The sequence below is a fragment of the Peribacillus muralis genome, from assembly GCF_001645685.2.
GTDB lineage: Bacteria > Bacillota > Bacilli > Bacillales > DSM-1321 > Peribacillus > Peribacillus muralis_A.
Genome location: NZ_CP017080.1, coordinates 4333324 through 4349572, shown reverse-complemented (window position 1 = coordinate 4349572; position 16249 = coordinate 4333324). Strand labels below are relative to the sequence as shown.

The 16249-nt window shown below is 44.2% G+C and carries 18 protein-coding genes; 11 read left to right on the top strand and 7 right to left on the bottom strand.

The genetic code is table 11. The features are described from left to right. The first annotated feature begins 17 nt into the window (after positions 1-17). Positions 18-287 (top strand): 30S ribosomal protein S14, encoded by a 270-nt coding sequence (rpsN, locus tag ABE28_RS21140; RefSeq protein ID WP_064462479.1) that lies wholly within the window; start codon positions 18-20, stop codon positions 285-287. Positions 288-369: 82 nt separating this feature from the next. Here rpsN and ABE28_RS21135 read toward each other — a convergent pair whose 3' ends face one another. Continuing rightward, positions 370-777, bottom strand: a complete 408-nt coding sequence (locus ABE28_RS21135; protein ID WP_064462480.1) for a VOC family protein — start codon at positions 775-777, stop codon at positions 370-372. 217 nt (positions 778-994) lie between these two features. On the opposite strand from ABE28_RS21135, the gene ABE28_RS21130 reads away from it, so the two are divergent. Together ABE28_RS21130 and ABE28_RS21125 are read left to right on the top strand one after the other, a co-directional pair. Then, a complete protein-coding gene (locus tag ABE28_RS21130) occupies positions 995-1264 on the top strand; it encodes a DUF1292 domain-containing protein (RefSeq protein WP_064462481.1) in 270 nt (89 codons plus the stop codon). A 346-nt stretch (positions 1265-1610) separates the two neighbouring features. Beyond that, positions 1611-2039, top strand: a complete 429-nt coding sequence (locus tag ABE28_RS21125) for a cell wall hydrolase (RefSeq protein WP_064462482.1) — start codon at positions 1611-1613, stop codon at positions 2037-2039. Between the two features lie 577 nt (positions 2040-2616). Here the strand turns inward: ABE28_RS21125 and ABE28_RS21120 are convergent. Then, positions 2617-3609 (bottom strand): NADPH:quinone oxidoreductase family protein, encoded by a 993-nt coding sequence (locus tag ABE28_RS21120; RefSeq protein ID WP_064462483.1) that lies wholly within the window; start codon positions 3607-3609, stop codon positions 2617-2619. A gap of 161 nt (positions 3610-3770) precedes the next feature. On the opposite strand from ABE28_RS21120, the gene ABE28_RS21115 reads away from it, so the two are divergent. Continuing rightward, positions 3771-4211 carry a peptidylprolyl isomerase gene (locus tag ABE28_RS21115; RefSeq protein ID WP_061143930.1) on the top strand — a complete coding sequence of 147 codons (441 nt, stop codon included), beginning with the start codon at positions 3771-3773 and terminating at the stop codon, positions 4209-4211. Positions 4212-4261: 50 nt separating this feature from the next. Here the strand turns inward: ABE28_RS21115 and ABE28_RS21110 are convergent, their stop codons facing one another. After that, positions 4262-5200 (bottom strand): oxidoreductase, encoded by a 939-nt coding sequence (locus ABE28_RS21110; RefSeq protein WP_064462484.1) that lies wholly within the window; start codon positions 5198-5200, stop codon positions 4262-4264. Between the two features lie 113 nt (positions 5201-5313). Continuing rightward, entirely contained in the window at positions 5314-6084 is a 771-nt protein-coding gene (locus ABE28_RS21105) for a TSUP family transporter (RefSeq protein ID WP_064462485.1), read from the bottom strand. 222 nt (positions 6085-6306) lie between these two features. Here ABE28_RS21105 and ABE28_RS21100 point away from each other — a divergent pair, with 222 nt between their 5' ends. After that, a complete protein-coding gene (locus ABE28_RS21100) occupies positions 6307-7089 on the top strand; it encodes a TrmB family transcriptional regulator (RefSeq protein WP_064462486.1) in 783 nt (260 codons plus the stop codon). Positions 7090-7270: 181 nt separating this feature from the next. Here the strand turns inward: ABE28_RS21100 and ABE28_RS21095 are convergent, their stop codons facing one another. Next, positions 7271-7618, bottom strand: a complete 348-nt coding sequence (locus ABE28_RS21095; RefSeq protein WP_064462487.1) for a hypothetical protein — start codon at positions 7616-7618, stop codon at positions 7271-7273. 226 nt (positions 7619-7844) lie between these two features. On the opposite strand from ABE28_RS21095, the gene nagZ reads away from it, so the two are divergent. Both nagZ and ABE28_RS21085 read left to right on the top strand, forming a co-directional pair. Further along, positions 7845-9080 (top strand): beta-N-acetylhexosaminidase, encoded by a 1236-nt coding sequence (gene nagZ / locus ABE28_RS21090; RefSeq protein WP_083232275.1) that lies wholly within the window; start codon positions 7845-7847, stop codon positions 9078-9080. An 82-nt stretch (positions 9081-9162) separates the two neighbouring features. Then, complete coding sequence (locus tag ABE28_RS21085; protein WP_064462488.1) at positions 9163-9351, top strand: hypothetical protein; 189 nt, start codon at positions 9163-9165, stop codon at positions 9349-9351. A 163-nt stretch (positions 9352-9514) separates the two neighbouring features. Here the strand turns inward: ABE28_RS21085 and ABE28_RS21080 are convergent, their stop codons facing one another. Then, on the bottom strand, positions 9515-9916 hold the full coding sequence (locus ABE28_RS21080; protein ID WP_064462489.1) for an SET domain-containing protein: 402 nt from the start codon (positions 9914-9916) through the stop codon (positions 9515-9517). A 129-nt stretch (positions 9917-10045) separates the two neighbouring features. Between ABE28_RS21080 and ABE28_RS21075 the strand changes: the two genes are divergently transcribed. Next, on the top strand, positions 10046-10387 hold the full coding sequence (locus tag ABE28_RS21075; RefSeq protein ID WP_064462490.1) for a hypothetical protein: 342 nt from the start codon (positions 10046-10048) through the stop codon (positions 10385-10387). Positions 10388-10533: 146 nt separating this feature from the next. Here the strand turns inward: ABE28_RS21075 and ABE28_RS21070 are convergent, their stop codons facing one another. Further along, positions 10534-12162 carry a M4 family metallopeptidase gene (locus tag ABE28_RS21070; protein WP_064462491.1) on the bottom strand — a complete coding sequence of 543 codons (1629 nt, stop codon included), beginning with the start codon at positions 12160-12162 and terminating at the stop codon, positions 10534-10536. A gap of 568 nt (positions 12163-12730) precedes the next feature. Between ABE28_RS21070 and ABE28_RS21065 the strand changes: the two genes are divergently transcribed. The 3 genes from ABE28_RS21065 to ABE28_RS21055 all read left to right on the top strand — a co-directional run bounded on the left by ABE28_RS21065 (position 12731) and on the right by ABE28_RS21055 (position 16103). Further along, positions 12731-14122 (top strand): amino acid permease, encoded by a 1392-nt coding sequence (locus ABE28_RS21065; RefSeq protein ID WP_306807344.1) that lies wholly within the window; start codon positions 12731-12733, stop codon positions 14120-14122. A gap of 201 nt (positions 14123-14323) precedes the next feature. Next, positions 14324-15433, top strand: coding sequence for a CaiB/BaiF CoA transferase family protein (locus ABE28_RS21060; protein ID WP_064462493.1), 1110 nt, complete (start codon positions 14324-14326; stop codon positions 15431-15433). Between the two features lie 166 nt (positions 15434-15599). After that, positions 15600-16103 carry a hypothetical protein gene (locus ABE28_RS21055; protein WP_257390654.1) on the top strand — a complete coding sequence of 168 codons (504 nt, stop codon included), beginning with the start codon at positions 15600-15602 and terminating at the stop codon, positions 16101-16103. Positions 16104-16249 lie beyond the last annotated feature (146 nt).

Here is a 16249-nt window from a genome sequence, read left to right as displayed (position 1 = left end):
AAAAAGGAGACTGGAAAATGGCGAAAAAATCGAAGGTAGTAAAGGCACAAAAACAATTGGCTCTAGTGGAAAAGTATGCAGAACGCAGGCGGGATTTGAAGGAAAAAGGAGATTATGCGGCATTGTCAAAGCTCCCTCGGGATTCCTCACCGACAAGGATTCATAATAGCTGTGGAGTAACCGGAAGGCCGCGTGGATATATGCGCAAATTCAACATGTCACGTATCGCATTTCGGGAGCTCGCCCATAAGGGGCAGGTCCCTGGTGTAAAAAAGGCAAGCTGGTAACAACGGTAAAAAGTGGTGATGCGAGGAGTAATGGGCCTGGCATCACCTTTTTAATGGCAAAGCAAGAAAAAAAGATGGGGGACTATCTTTGGAAAAATTCAATCCATTCTTTTTCCGGTCCGTATATGTAGAAATAGCGGTAGCCATTTGGAAGGGTGATGATTTCCTCGTCGATCAGCTCGATGTTATCGAAGTTTTTGATTCGCTCATATTCTTTTTCGATATCATCGACGGTAATGGCAAAATGGTGGATCGTTGCTTCAGATGGCAATGTGTCGCTATACCCTTGAATCAATTCGATTTCCGTTTCTTCTGACTCCTCGTAGCCTAGAAAAGCCAGCTGGATGACCCCGTTAGTGTGAGGGACACGCGCCTTTAATTTTAAATCCAGCACTTCCTGATAAAAAGCGATGGAGTTTTCAAGATCTCTTACGACAATTCCTATATGATCGACTCTTTTTGCGGCCAAGAAAACATCCTCCTCCTTCATTTTTTCTATAATATGATTCGGAATATAATGGGCTTTTTTAACTGTATGTAAATATTTTTTTGAAAAATCACCATTCCTGGAATTTCAGGGAGAATATGCGACAATTATAAGAAAAAGAAATTTCCTTTTTTTCAGGGCAAAAGTTTGTTTCCGAGCGGAATAGTCGATATACTATTGTCACAACTCCATTATGAATGGATAGGAGAGGAGAGATAGTATGGGTAACATTCGTGAAAGTGAGGTTTTCACGTTAACTGATGACAATGATGAGGCTCATGAAGTTGAGGTATTAGGCTCATTGGATGTAGAAGGAACGGAATATGTGGCAGTAGGTTTGCTTGAAGATATTGAAGAAGATACAGAGGAAGACATCGATATTTTCTTTTTCCGGGTCGAGGGAGAAGGAGAATTGCTCGATATCCAATCGGACGAAGAATTCGAAAAGGTATCTTTGGCGTTTGAAGCTGCTTTTGAAGCGAAGGAATAACGGACAAGAGTTTCGGGATGGTCTCATTCCGGAACTTTTTTTGTTGTTCTGAGAGGGGGGGAGTAAAGCCCCTGGATAATCGGGTACAAACAAAAAAAACGATAAACAACCTCCATCATGATCGAGTTTGTTTACAGTCTGGGACGGCATCACTACGTACCGTTTTTTTGTGGAGAAGTATCGGCCCCGCCTACGCCAAATACCATGATAGCCACGCGTGCTATCCAGCCTTTCTTAAGTATAGAGTTGAATTGTTGATAGGACATGTACGGCATATGAAGGTTTTATTAAAATCGGAGCATCTTTCCATCTCTTGGGCATAGGATAAATAAGTGGAGGTGATTGGATGACCGTCGTTAAGCACACTGATGCCGACATTGCTCTGCTGGCAAGATTGCTTAGAGCTGAAGGTGAGGGCGAAGGCGATCAAGGCATGTTGATGATCGGGAACGTCGGGGTTAACCGGATTAGGTCGAATTGCTCCGATTTCAAAGGACTGAGAACGATACCGGAAATGATTTACCAGGAGCATGCATTTGAGGCCGTGCAGAAGGGATACTTTTATCAGCGGGCACGGGATAGGGAAAAAAGGCTCGCACGAAGAAGTGTAAGTGGCGAAAGGCTATGGCCTTCGAAGTTTAGCCTCTGGTATTTCAGGCCAGAAGGAGATTGCCCGCCAACCTGGTATAATCAGCCTCTGGTTGGCCGCTTTAAGCTTCATTGCTTTTATGAACCAACAGGTGCGGAATGTGAAAATATTTATAATACCTTTTAAAGATGTGGCTGAACCTTATGGAGGTTTGGCCTTTTTGTGGATTTCTCTGCATAAGATAATGCAAATCAGCCTTGTCAATAGGCCGCAAATCTTCATGTACAGCAGGATAGTGACCGGATTTCGTGCGAACGCGCGAAAAATCGTCTGAACGCGTGGATAATTCGTCCGAACGCGCGAAAAATTCGGCCTAACCCGTGAATAATGCGTCCGAACGCGTGATAATTCGACCAAACGCGCGAAAATTCGACCAAACGAGTGGATAATTCGTCCGAACGCGCGATAATTCGACCGAACGAGTGGATAATTCGTCCGAACGCGCGATAATTCGACCAAACGAGTGGATAATCCGTCCGAACGCGCGATAATTCGACCGAACGAGTGGATAATCCGTCCGAACCCGTGAATAATCCGTCCAAACACACGATAATCCGTCCAAACAAGCGGATAATCCGGCCAAACCTGCCAATAATTCGTCCAAACACGGAAAAGTTGTGCATGGAGGAAAAGGGAGTACCAGTCTATCCTTGTCCATTCATAGTGAAAAGTGACGAGGGGCTGACCCGCGTCACTTTTTGGATTATAGCTTTACGATCGTTCTGCCTCTTGCTTCCCCTTTTAATAGGGTCGGGAGAACGTCAGGCAATTCTTTAAGGGAAATTTCTTGTTGGATGAGCTGTTCCAGATGACCAAATTTAAAGTCGGTTGCTAGTCGATGCCAAACTTTCAATCTTGTTTCCATCGGGCAATTGACCGAATCGATCCCTAGTAAATTTACACCCCTTAGGATGAAAGGAAAGACAGTGGCGGGCAGGTTGGTGCCAGCCGTCAATCCGCTGATCGCTACGGATCCGCCATACTTGATTTGGCTAAGGACGGATGCGAGCGGTTCACCGCCGACGGGATCTACTGCACCGCTCCACTTTTGTTTGCCAAGTGGGCGCAGCTTGCCATCGTAAACCTCTTGGCGAGATACAATCGTCGCCGCCCCGATTTCCTTCAGATATCCATGCTCCGATTCTTTTCCTGTACTCGCTTCCACCGAATACCCAAGCTTGGAAAGGATCGAGACGGCAAAGCTGCCGACTCCCCCAGTCGCACCGGTAACAAGCACGCTGCCTTGATCGGGGGCAAGGTTATTTTCTTCCAGGCGCAGAACCGATAAGGCTGCAGTGAAACCAGCGGTTCCGATGATCATGGCCTCTTTCATTGATAGTCCATCAGGAAGCGGAACGATCCAATCCGCAGGAACACGGGCATATTGGCTATAGCCGCCTGATTGGGAAACGCCAATCCCATAGGAGGTGGCAATGACCTCGTCCCCTTCCTGGAATCGGGAATCCTCGGATGAAACGACGACCCCTGCCATGTCGATTCCTGGACTGATCGGATACGTGCTGACGATATTTCCATTCGGAATGCTGGCAAGGCTGTCTTTATAGTTCACCCCAGAATAATGGACACGGATGAGCACTTCGCCTTGAGGCAGGTCATCAAGTGATAGTTGCTGGATGTTAACGGTGAACTGATCTCCTTGCTTGTTTACGACTAATGCTTCGAATCGTTCTGTCATGGTTCGTTCCCCCTTTTATCATCAATCTTCCTCATTATAAAAGAAATAACATCGATATGTATAATGAGACAGTTCAAAATAAGTAGCGCCTGCTTTTCATTCTTGTTCGAAAAATGGTACTATTAGAATTGATTCAGTTCATATTAAAGGAGATGTTTTACATGGCTAAAAAAGGATACATACTAATGGGAAATGGAGAAAAGATTGAATTCGATCTTTTCCCGAACGAAGCGCCAAACACAGTTGCGAACTTTGAAAACCTGGCCAACACAGGATTTTACAATGGCGTTGTCTTTCACCGTGTAATCCCTGGTTTCGTAAGCCAAGGCGGAGATCCAACAGGTACTGGTGCAGGCGGAAGCGGCACTCAAATCAAATGTGAAACAGCTGGAAACCCTCACAAGCATGAAGCGGGCAGCTTATCGATGGCACATGCCGGAAAAGACACTGGCTCAAGCCAATTCTTCATCGTGCATGAACCACAACCACATCTTAACGGTGTTCACACAGTATTCGGTAAAGTGACTTCCGGTCTTGAAACGGCTAAAGCCATGAAAAATGGTGACAAAATGGAAAAAGTCGAAGTGTTTGACGCTGAATGATTGCAGTGAAAAGAGGGAGCATATTGCTCCCTCCTTCTTTTTTGTGAGAGTCATTTCGGCGTAACGCTCTCAGTGAAACGATAGTTGACCTCTGTCATGGCTTCCGATAGGTCCCATAATCTTTTCGACGTTTCCTCATTATATAGAGTATTGATGATATCGTCTTTCTTAGGGAAGCCCTTCCTGTTTTTCTTTCCATCGGGCCCAATATATTCGCCCCCGGTTAATGAAGGCTCCGTTGCCGCAAACAAGGTGGGAAGTGCGCCCATGCTTGCCGGCTGGGTTAGGGATTTCGAGAGATAATGGACAAATCGATTGATCGGTTTTCCGGATCCGCGTGACATGAGGTTCGTATGGGAAAGTCCCGGATGACACGCTACGCTAATCGCACTTGCGCCATGCTTGCTAAATTTGTTCTGGAGCTCGCGGGCGAATAGGAGGTTGGCGAGCTTGCTCTGGCCGTAGTACTTCATTGGTTTATAGCCGTTTGCCCCGTTTAGATTTTCAAAGTCGATGAATCCATTGATGGCGGCCAGGCTGCTCAATGTGACTACCCGTGAATCAGGCGTAGCTAGTATTCGCGGGAGGAGGAGTCCTGTCAAAGCGAAATGACCGAGATGATTGATTCCGAATTGCAGCTCGAAGCCATCCTTCGTTTTGCTGTAAGGCGGGATCATCACGCCTGCATTATTGATAAGAACGGATAACGAGTCATAGTTCTCCTTATAGGAGTCAGCAAAATGCCGAATGCTGCTAAGATCGCTTAAATCCAGCTGCATGACCCGTATGTTCGCGTTAGGATATACCGAAAAAATTCTATCGACCGCTTTTTCTCCTTTGGAAGCATTCCGGACTGCAAGGATGATTTCTGCCCCCTTACCCGCTAGGGCAAAAGCCGTTTCGAAGCCAAGTCCGCTATTTGCCCCAGTGATTACAATCGTTTGCTTCGAGACATCCGCCATTTCTTCGCCATTCCACTTATCAGTCATCCAATCACACCTTTCCACACATTCTTTACTATCATATACCCAAATAATTCCTATATGTCACAATGTGCGGGTGGATTTTCCAATTTTGTTTTTTCCTAATGTTTACTTTTCCATTAACGCCCCATTAAGTAATCGACTATATTTTTTATGATCAAGATGACGGTAACGGCGATAAATAACACTCTTACGTAGGCCACACCTTTCTTGAGGGCGAATTTAGAGCCTGCCAATGCGCCTGCGATCATGGAGATGCCCATCGGTATTCCATATGAAAAGTTGACGGTATCCAAAAATATGAACATGATCAATGCCGCCAAATTACTGCCGAAGTTTAAAAATTTTGCGTTTCCGGCTGAATGCAGGAAATCGAAGCCGATCATTAAAAAGGCAAATAAAATGAAAGATCCCGTCCCAGCCCCTAAAAACCCATCATAGAAGCCAATGACGAATATCGCGACGGCGAATAATGCTGCCTTTTGCAGCGTGAGCTTAGAGTAGGTCGATTTTTGTCCCCAGTCCTTTTTTATAAAGGTATAAATCGCGATTGCGACCAAAAGAACCAATATCAGCGGTTTCAACAATTCCGATGACACAAAATTCACGACCCATGCGCCTAGAAGGGAACCCGTGAAAATAAGGGGAAAAAGCTTGGAAACCAATCGGAAATCGACCTTGCCTGAACGAATGAAGGCAATGGTGCTCGTTAAAGACCCCATGGAGCTGGCTAACTTATTCGTTGCAATCGCAGCAGAAGGGGAGAGTCCTGAAAATAATAATGCCGGTATGGAAATCAGGCCACCGCCACCAACTACAGAATCAATGAATGCTGCAAGAAAACCGAAAAATACGAGCAGTAAAAGTGTGGAAATTTGTATATCTTCCATCGAAGAAGCCTCCGTATCAATGGCATTAAGAATGAATCACATGCTTTTAAGCTGTCCTTAACCCAATGTATTATATTAGTCACTATTTAGATAGTAACTAAAAAAACATCGCGTGTAAATAAGAAAATGAACCCGTATGCTTGCATCACTTTTGAAATCGAATAGCATTCAAAATAAGATTTGGTATGATAGATATAACTCACTACAGTTATGGGAGGTACTATGCAAGATATCATTGAAAAACTTCAGTCTCTCGGATTCAGCCAATATGAAGCGAAGGCTTATGTGTCTTTAGTTCGGCAGGGCCAAGCAAGCGCCTATCAAGTAAGCAAGGAATCAGGCATACCAAGGGCGAGGATATATGAAATTCTGAATGGGCTCCAGGAGGAAGGCGTTGTGATTAAAGAGGAAATCAATGACTCGATTCAATACTCGCCACTGCCGGTAGACGTGTTCTTGGAATCCGTCCGATCGAGGTGGGACAATACTTATCAATCGATCAGCGACACACTCAAGCAATTCGAGAAGATCGGGCCAGTATCCGACAATCGTGTAATGACGCTTAAAGGGGAACAACATATCCTTTCGTTTTGCCGCACTTTAATTCAAAAAGCGGAGAAAAGGATCGTCGTATCCTTATGGGACAAAATGTACGAAATACTAGAGCCAGAACTTAAAGAGTCAGCTGGACATTGTACCCTTAAAGGGATTGTCTTTCAGGTTGAAAGCCCATTAGCGGGCATAGATGTTCATCGTCAAACGAGTTATGTGAACAATATTGGCGAAAACAAATGGTTCATCTTATCCATTGATGGCACGGAGACGATTTACGGCCCTGCTTCGGAAACGAGGGAAACGGCGTTTTACACGGATGACCCGATTCATATCAATTTTCTCGAAAATTACATTTGGCATGATATCCTCGTTAACCGCCTGGTCAAAAAGGATGAAGCGGAAGCTGAGGACTGGATATCAAGGGAAAGAAATCGTTTTTTCTCGCTTTAGGGGACAGAGCAAGAAGCAAGTATAAAAGGGAGTTGGCGATCAGCTTTAAAAATGTAGACAGCCTCTTGATTTTAGATGAGGCTTGTCTACATTTTTTTATTATATGATCGTGACAATAAATCTTTGTGTTTACAAACGTAAAGCGGATGCCCTGGTGGTATCCGCTTTTTTATTTGGAAATCTATAAAAGGGATTTGGGGAATTTAACTGCGGGGGGCAACTCTGATTTATCACGATATGAGCGATAAGATACGATGGTATGGTCATGTGCTTGAACATCCAGCTGTAAAATTCGCGAGTTTATCATTTCCAGATAATACGTAACGCCTTCTTTTTGCAAATGATAAAAAGAAAAAGGGATACCTAAAAGGTTTTTCTTGATTAGTATCGTTTCAGGCTCGCTGATGATGTGTTGGCTCAATTCCCCGATCGTAACCGAGGTCGAACCAGTAATGGCAGATATTTTTTCTTTTGCATAATTGACTGCATGACTGAAGGTGTCGGCTACATTCTTCAAGATTCCGTCCATGGGTGCATCTCCTTTGCATGAGTGTATGTAGATAGTATGGTACGCCGCTAAAGCTTTATGCAAAAAAAACAACTCGGCTTGATATAGAATGGTCCGTTTTTGAACAAGCTGTAGAATAGTATGGACAAAATCCAATCATGTAGACAGGAGTTTTTGGACAAATGGATGGTATAGGCAATGAAGGAAAGATCTTTGTTATGGTGGACCGCCATTCGTGGGGCAGGGCATGAAAGGGAAACTATATATGGGGGCACTTTTGGTCTTGCTCCTATCCTTTATGGCAATCATGTTCATTCAAAAAAAAGATCATTCCGAAACCGAAAAAGCGAAAAGCGTTGATGCCATTACGGAAAATCAGGAAGAATTAGAAAAAATGCTCGAAAGCATGACGCTTGAAGAAAAAGTCGGTCAGCTGATGATGGTTGGCTTCAAGGGAACAAAAGCGAGCCGTAAAATTAACGAGCTCATCGAAAAAAAACATATAGGCGGCGTCATTTATTTTGACCGCAATATGAAATCGCCAAAACAAGTAGCGAGGTTATCCAATTCGCTTCAGCAAACGGCTGAGCAAAGTACACTTTCGCTTCCGCTCATGGTGGCCGTAGATCAGGAAGGCGGGGAAATCATCCGGATGAAGGAAAGCGTATCGCCGCTTCCTGCACAGCAGGATCTGGGGAAGCATGCATCTGCTGAAGACATGTATAAGGTGGCAAAACTGAATGGAACAGAACTGAGTTCGATGGGAATCAATATAAATTTTGCTCCTGTTCTTGATTTATCGAAGACCGACAAGCGTTCAGTGGGGGAAGATCCCGAAAAGGTTTATCGGTACGGAAAGAAAACGATTCAAGGCTTGAATGATGCTTCCGTAACGGGCGCGTTGAAACACTTTCCAGGTAACGGACGGAGCGAAGTCGATCCGCATGTCGATACATCCTCCGTGAAAGCAAACCAGCTCGATCTCGAGAATTCGGATATTTACCCGTTCAAGAGAATCGTAAGCGAAATGGATGATCAAAGCTTTTTCGTGATGGTGACCCACATCAAATATCCGGCTTATGATCAACAAAAACCAGCAAGCCTTTCCAAGGTCATCATAGAAGACCTGCTGCGAGGCAAGCTTAACTATGGGGGACTTGTGATTACCGACGATTTGGAAATGGGGGCCGTGAACAAGTACTTTTCCTATGAAGAAATGGGGAAGGAAGCGATTCTTGCTGGAGCTGATATATTGCTGGTTTGCCATGAATATGCCCATGAGCTTGAGGTATACGAAGGCTTACTGGAAGCTGTTAAAGCAGGGAAGGTTCCTATGGAGCGGATTGATCAGTCGGTGAAACGAGTCCTGACATATAAGCTTCAGGCAATGAATCGAACGAAGGCTGATCCGGATCAAGCCGAAAAAATGGTGAAAAATCCTGAGAGCTTAAAATATTTGGAAAGCCTGAAATTGGCAAATTAAAAGGGGAAGCTTGCATGTTTTTGTTTAAATTAGTTGGTGAAGGGAATGCTATATAGTAACTAACCAAAAGGAGGAAACTCAAATGCCATCAAACAAAGTGATTGGAACCGTCGTGATAGGAGCTGCCGCATATTTAATGCGCAATAAGAAAACTCGTGAGAAAACCATGAGCCAAATCAAATCCTTAGCCACACCAGAAACCATTGAAAAGGTCAAGAGCCAACTCCAATCCATAACAAAATCAAAAACAAGTAACTCATCTGCCCATTAAGGGCCGAAAACCCCATTGAGGGATGCCCGCCATATGTGCGTGCATGCTCAATGGGGCTTTTTTGCCTTTATAGTGCACACATGACCATGATTCAAAAAAAAAGCACCCGTTTCTCTTGAGTGCCCTTGATAGGACTCAAAAGCAAAAGTGCTTTCCTGGATGGTCATTCCGTTTCATCTTCACCGTCGTTTTCTTTATTGAACCAAAGCGGATCCTCGTTATCGACCTCACCATTATAATTGATCAGGATTTCTTCTCCTGCTTTTATATCGGTGTAAGCAAAGAAATCAAACGTGTGATTCTTAAAATTTATGTCATACGTGGCATTGGGTGTATAAGAGTGATTAAACAGCATGCCGTAACCTAAAAGCATGGCGGTATGATTGATGCCATACTCAAATGCATAATCAGCCAGCAACGTTTTCTCTATGAAAACATGCTCCTCGTTCGGGTAAGCAATGACAGGTGCTTCATGCAAAAGCTCCCCTTTTTTAATGTCCTGTGTCGCGAATACGCCTCTATTGAACTCACCATCACTGAGTGTGGAAGTTTTAACTTCAATCATGTTCGTCACCTACTTGTTCTATTGATTATCTTAGCTTGACAGTTAATAGGGAGAAAAGCAACTATTTTGCGGAATTAATCATATTCTACCTGCTTTGCCAGCTTTAATTCATATGCATCGGCACGGAGAATGAACAATCATGGAGAAGGCTGGAAAATCGGTTCGACCGGCCGGAAAAAGTCGAGGAACTGCCGGAAAATCGGTTCGACCGGCCGGAAAAAGAGAGGAACGGCCGGAAAATCGGTTCGACCGGCCGGAAAAAGTCGAGGAACGGCCGGAAAATTGAGTCGACCGGCCGGAATAAGTCGAGGAACGGCCGGAAAATCGGTTCGACCGGCCGGAAAAAGTCGAGGAACGGCCGGAAAATCGGTTCGACCGGCCGAAAAAAGCAGGAACGGCCGGAAAATCGGTTCGACCGGCCGGAATAAGTCGAGGAACGGCCGGAAAATCGGTTCGATTGGCCGGAAATAAGTCGAGAAACGGCCGGAAAACGCGTGAACCGGCCAAAATCCCGCGCCAATCGGCCGAATATCGTTCCCGGTGACAAGTGATACATAGGAAAAAACCTCCCGCTAAAGGTGCAGCTAGGGAGGTTTTGGTTAGGGTGATAGGTTTTTTTAATTCACACCGACTGCTGTAAAGGCATTTTTGACAGCAGTCGTCTCTGCGCTGGTTGAGCCGTATAAATCGGAAGCTGCTTGTACGACCGCAGCTCTTGCTTGAGAAAAATTGGACGAAGAAGTTAGGTAGGTCGTGTTTGCCCGGTAAAAGATCGTCCCTAGTTTATCAATGCCGATTCCTGATACGGTCACTCCATGGTGAGTGCCTCCTGCAGAAATCAGATAAGCCGCTTTGTTGATGATTCCGCTATTCGTATGAACACCGCCATTGTCAGCCGATCCCGTATAACGGTTCGAGTAATGGTCAGGGTCACCATTCAAGGTTGGATCTGCCATCGAACGGAGAGCATCGCCGGAAATGTTAGGCGTGTAAATATCTTCGCCGATCAGGTAATCCGCTTTGGAGCTTTGTGTCTTGAATTCTACAACTGTACCAAAAATATCAGAAATGGCTTCGTTCAAAGCGCCGGACTCATTTTGATACGTCAAATTGGATTCACTGGAAGTCACGGCATGAGTCAGCTCATGTGCAACAACATCCAAGCCGCCGGACAATGCGATGAACGTCGTGCCGTCTCCATCACCGTAAACCATTTGCGTTCCGTCCCAGAAGGCATTATTGTATTTGGAGCCGTAATGTACGGTCGATTTCAGGCTTGTCCCATTTCCATCATAGGAGTTGCGTCCAAAAGTCGATTTGTAATAATCATAGGTTTTGCCTGCATAAAAATGAGCATCCACGGCCGCTTTATCGGTGGAAGTCGTAAAAGCGTTGGTCGTATTGGACATAAGTGTGCCAGGCAGGCTCGATTTGTTATTGGCATTATAAGTGAAGATGCCTTGGCCGCGAGTATTGTCCTGTAAGTAGTATTTACCGCTGGATAAGGTCGTGTTCAATGGTGATACGGCATTATTTAGGACACCTGTGCCCGATCCGACGGCATTGGTACCGGTCACTTCATCGAGGGTATTGTATTTATTCAGGATTTCACCTGTTTTGACTGATATGAAATAGTTATGATTGCCTGGTTCCGGACTCAAGAAATTCAAATTAACCTTGTAAACGTAATCGGCCTTATCGCCGCTTGCGTATACATACAGCTCTGATTCAGGGGCTTTGTCGTAGGCAGGAGTGAACCCAAGATCTTTTTCAGCTATTTTAATGGCTTCTGTTTTACTGATGCCTTTTTTAGCTTTTTTCCCCAATTTAGTGTTCAGGTTGGCTTCAACCGTACCGGACACGACTGACAATACACCTTTTGCGTCAATCAATACAGCCTGTGTAGAATTCCAGACAGGCACGCCTTTATAGGTTTGTTGCAGTCTTACGACGGTATTGCCAAGTTCATCCTTGCTTTCTTTCTGGATAGTGAAGGAGTCTTTCGCCTTTTGATTTTCTAGCTTGTAAGACTTTGTATTTTTATCAAAAAAGGTAAGAATGATATCTTCTGCGGTTTGCTTCGATGGATCTGTAAGCTTACCAGACTTGAACTCTAGCGAATCTTTGTGCTTATTATACTTCTCAACACTCAACACGTTTTTTGCCGCTAAAGCTTCTTGGTGGGGAATAGCAGAAAATAATAGACCAACGGATAAAGCCGTTCCTAAAAATACCTTACCTTTCATAACACTCAACTCCTTCATAAGAATACCTTATTTTTGCATCATTTGATTTTATTATCAAATGGTGAAAAAGGGTGAAAAAGTTGACATTTTAAGGATAAAAATGGTGAAAAATGGTTTTTAGTAGCTAATTTATTTCTAAGTATTCCTCTAGTAATATTTTAGATATTTCCAAATGGAAGGTCTGTAAGGAAACGATCAATAGATTCCACATTCTTTCAACCTGCAAAAATTCCTGGCGTAAAGTGCAAAGAATCATGGCGTCAAGTGCAAAATAATTCGTCTTTAGAAGTCGTATTTTTAATCGGGCTGTTGTGTGGTGCGGTTGATGATTTTGGCATGAAAATTGCATATATTCAGAAAAGGAATATTCGAATTGTAAATTAGGTCTATTTGAAGGTTCATGAAATAGGAAAATTTATTAAATGGATTTCCCCATATATGTAAGCGCTTGTATAGAAAGGGATGAAAGCTTATGCTACCAAAACATGAAAATGACATCTTGCAACATCCTCCACAGCACGAAGAAGAACCGGGATTGAAGCGCGGTTTGAAATCCAGGCATTTGACGATGATTTCCATTGGAGGGGCAATCGGTACCGGGTTATTTCTTAGCAGCGGTGCAGCCATCCATACGGCTGGACCTGGCGGCGCATTGCTTGCTTATGCGTTGGTCGGGGCGATGGTGTACTTCGTGATGACAAGCTTGGGAGAACTTGCGGCCTTCATGCCGACAAGCGGCTCATTCAGCACCTATGGATCGAAATTCGTCGATCCGGCGTTCGGTTTTGCATTAGGATGGACGTACTGGTTTAACTGGTCCATGACGATAGCCGCCGAGCTGGCAGCTTCGACGATGATCATGAAATTTTGGTTTCCGAATAGTCCATCATTGTTGTGGAGCTCATCATTCCTGGTGCTCATATTCCTATTGAACTATTTATCCGTTAAGGGATATGGCGAAGGGGAATACTGGTTTTCGTTCATAAAAGTAACGGCCATCGTCATTTTTATCGTCGTGGGAATTCTGATGATTGTCGGCATCATGGGTGGAGAAGCAGTAGGTTTCAAGAACTTCACGATCGATGACGCACCTTTCCCTGGTGGTTTCATGGGCGTTTTCATCGTATTCATTGCAGCTGGCTTTTCTTTTCAAGGTACCGAAATCGTCGGTGTGGCTGCCGGTGAAAGTGAGGATCCAGCACGGAATATACCGAAGGCGATTAAAAGTGTTTTTTGGAGGATCCTTCTCTTCTACGTCTTGGCAATCTTTGTGATAGGACTGCTCATTCCTTATACGAACCCGAGTTTGCAAGGGGACAACGTTATGGTAAGTCCATTCACGCTCATATTTGAAAAGGCTGGAATCGCCTTTGCCGCTTCACTGATGAATGCAGTCATATTGACGGCTGTTTTGTCAGCGGGTAACTCCAGCTTGTATGCATCGACGAGGATGTTATATTCAATGGCTAAGGATGGACAGGCACCGCGCATTTTTGCAAAACTGAATAAACGCGGAGTTCCGGTTGCAGGAATGGTTTTGACGTGTGCGATTGGTATGCTTGCCTTTTTAGCTTCCATATTCGGAGACGGCAAGGTGTACATCTGGTTGATGAATGCGATTGGAATAACCGGGTTCATCTTTTGGCTTGGTATTTCCATCAGCCATTACCGTTTCCGAAAAGCTTACATCTCACAAGGGCACTCATTGGATAAGTTGCCATATAGAGCCCTGTGGTTCCCGATTGGCCCCATTTTTGCCATCCTGATTGGCTTGATCGTCATTCTGTCGCAAAATATCCAAGCCTTTTTTTCAGACCATATCGATTGGGGCAGTGTTGTCGCTGCATACCTGGGAATCCCGCTTTTCCTTGGTTTGTGGTTTGGATATAAACTGATAAGGAAAACGAAATTCGTTAAACTTGATGAAGTCAAGTTTGATTTTGACAAAAAATACGATTGAACAAGCATATAGGAAACTTGCCGGACAATCCTGATAGGATGTCCGGCTTTTTATGTGAATTTATGGATATATATTCAAATGTAATATATGATAAGCATACACTTTATAGATACGAACAGGGCAGCAGTGGGAAAGAGCAGGGTGATCCAAATTTTAATCGATTGAAGGTATCCAACCGATAGAAAAGGATGTGCACGGCTGATGACCTTATTGACTCATTTGAAAGTATTGGATTTTTCCACGTTGCTGCCAGGTCCCTTTGCCACTTTGATGCTGGCGGATTTGGGAGCGGACGTTTTGAAGGTGGAGAGACCGGGAGCGAGGGACTTATGGGGAGTCGAACAATACTTGAACAGGTCGAAGAAATCGATCACCCTTGATTTAAAACAGCCTGAGTCCATCGAATCCGTAAAAAACCTAGTCAAGGAGTACGATATCGTCGTCGAGCAATTCCGGCCAGGTGTCATGGAACGATTAGGACTTGGGTATGAGGCTTTAAAACGAATCAACCCAAAGGTGATTTACTGTTCAATTACGGGATATGGACAGACTGGTCCTTATAAAGACCGTGCGGGCCATGACATCAATTATATTTCGATTGCTGGTTTAGCAAGCTATTCCGGTACGAAAAAGGAAGGTCCGGCAAAAAACGGAACGCAGATTGCCGACCTTGCGGGAGGATCACTGCATGCAGTGATCGGCATATTGTCTGCTGTCACTTACAGGGATAGAACCGGATTCGGCCAGGCCATCGACATTAGCATGACCGATTGCAGCTTTGCATTGAATGCTATATCCGCCCCCCTTCATTTACAACAGGGGCTTGAGCTTGAACCGGAAGAAATGATGTTAAACGGCGGATCTTTTTATGACTTTTATGAAACGAAGGATGGACGTTATTTTTCGATAGGAAGCTTGGAACCTCCATTTAAACGAGCATTATGCGATGCAATCGGGAAACCGGAATTGTATGAAATGAGCATGGACAGCAGCAAAGAGAGCGGTATCGCCTTTAAAAAAGCCGTCCAGCAAGTTTTCCTGACAAAGGATTTTCAGCAATGGCAGCACATATTCGCTGATTCCGACGCCTGCGCGGAACCGGTGCTGACCTTTGCCGAGGCCGCCGAGCACCCCCAATTACAGCAGCGGGAGATGATCGTCGAAGTACCTGACGATCAAGGGAACCTACAAAAACAAATGGCCTGCCCGATCAAAACCTCCGTTTTCACCCCTGAATATAAGCATGCAGGTCTTAAACCAGGGCATAACAACGAAGAGATCCTGCGTACCTCCCGACAAGAATCCCGGTAGTCCAAGATTATTGGGGCGATCAATCTCCTTGGAGCGTGATCGCTTTTTTTTTGCTGTGAAAAATTTCTAGTTAATCATGAATCTCGTACGGGTATCAAAGTAATCATTCCTGTACCTGTAAAGGGGATGCTGGGGGGGATAATTTATTTTTGGTCTATATGATATCGTGAAATTTCTTTTTTCCTTTTTCTTGATCATGCCCATCGTTACGCTAATTCATTTGAGCGGGCACATCTTCTTCGTTACGATTTTCGGAGGGGTGGAAAAGAAAATCGTGATAGGCTGTGGCAATAAGCTTTTCTCCTTTTGGAATATGGAGGTACGGAAATATTATTTTTGGAATGGAGCATGTGAGTTCAAGGGACTGAAGCATGATAATCGATTGACGAATATGTTCATTTATTTGGGTGGATCGATCTTTAATTTGGTCACGATGCTTATCGTATATAGCCTCGTCTACCAGAAGATTTTAGAAAGTTCGGTAATATGGTACCAATTCATCTATTTCTCCTTCTATATCATGTTTTTCTCTTTATTTCCGATGTATTTCTCTGACGGGTCGCCCAGTGATGGGAAGGCGGCCGAATTGGCCTTGCGGAATAAGCTGGAAGACAAAGTGACGGATGACCTATTCATGAAGAAAATTGAAGATGAAGATAACTGCAAGTAAAGGAACGTGCATGATGCTCGTTCTTTTTTTGATTTTCCTTACTTTATCATCCGCTAATTTCCTCTTGAAACCTTGGTCATTCATGTGAACTACGTGCAAAGCTGATGATTAAAGCTTGTATTTCAAAAGGAAAAATGTATAATAAA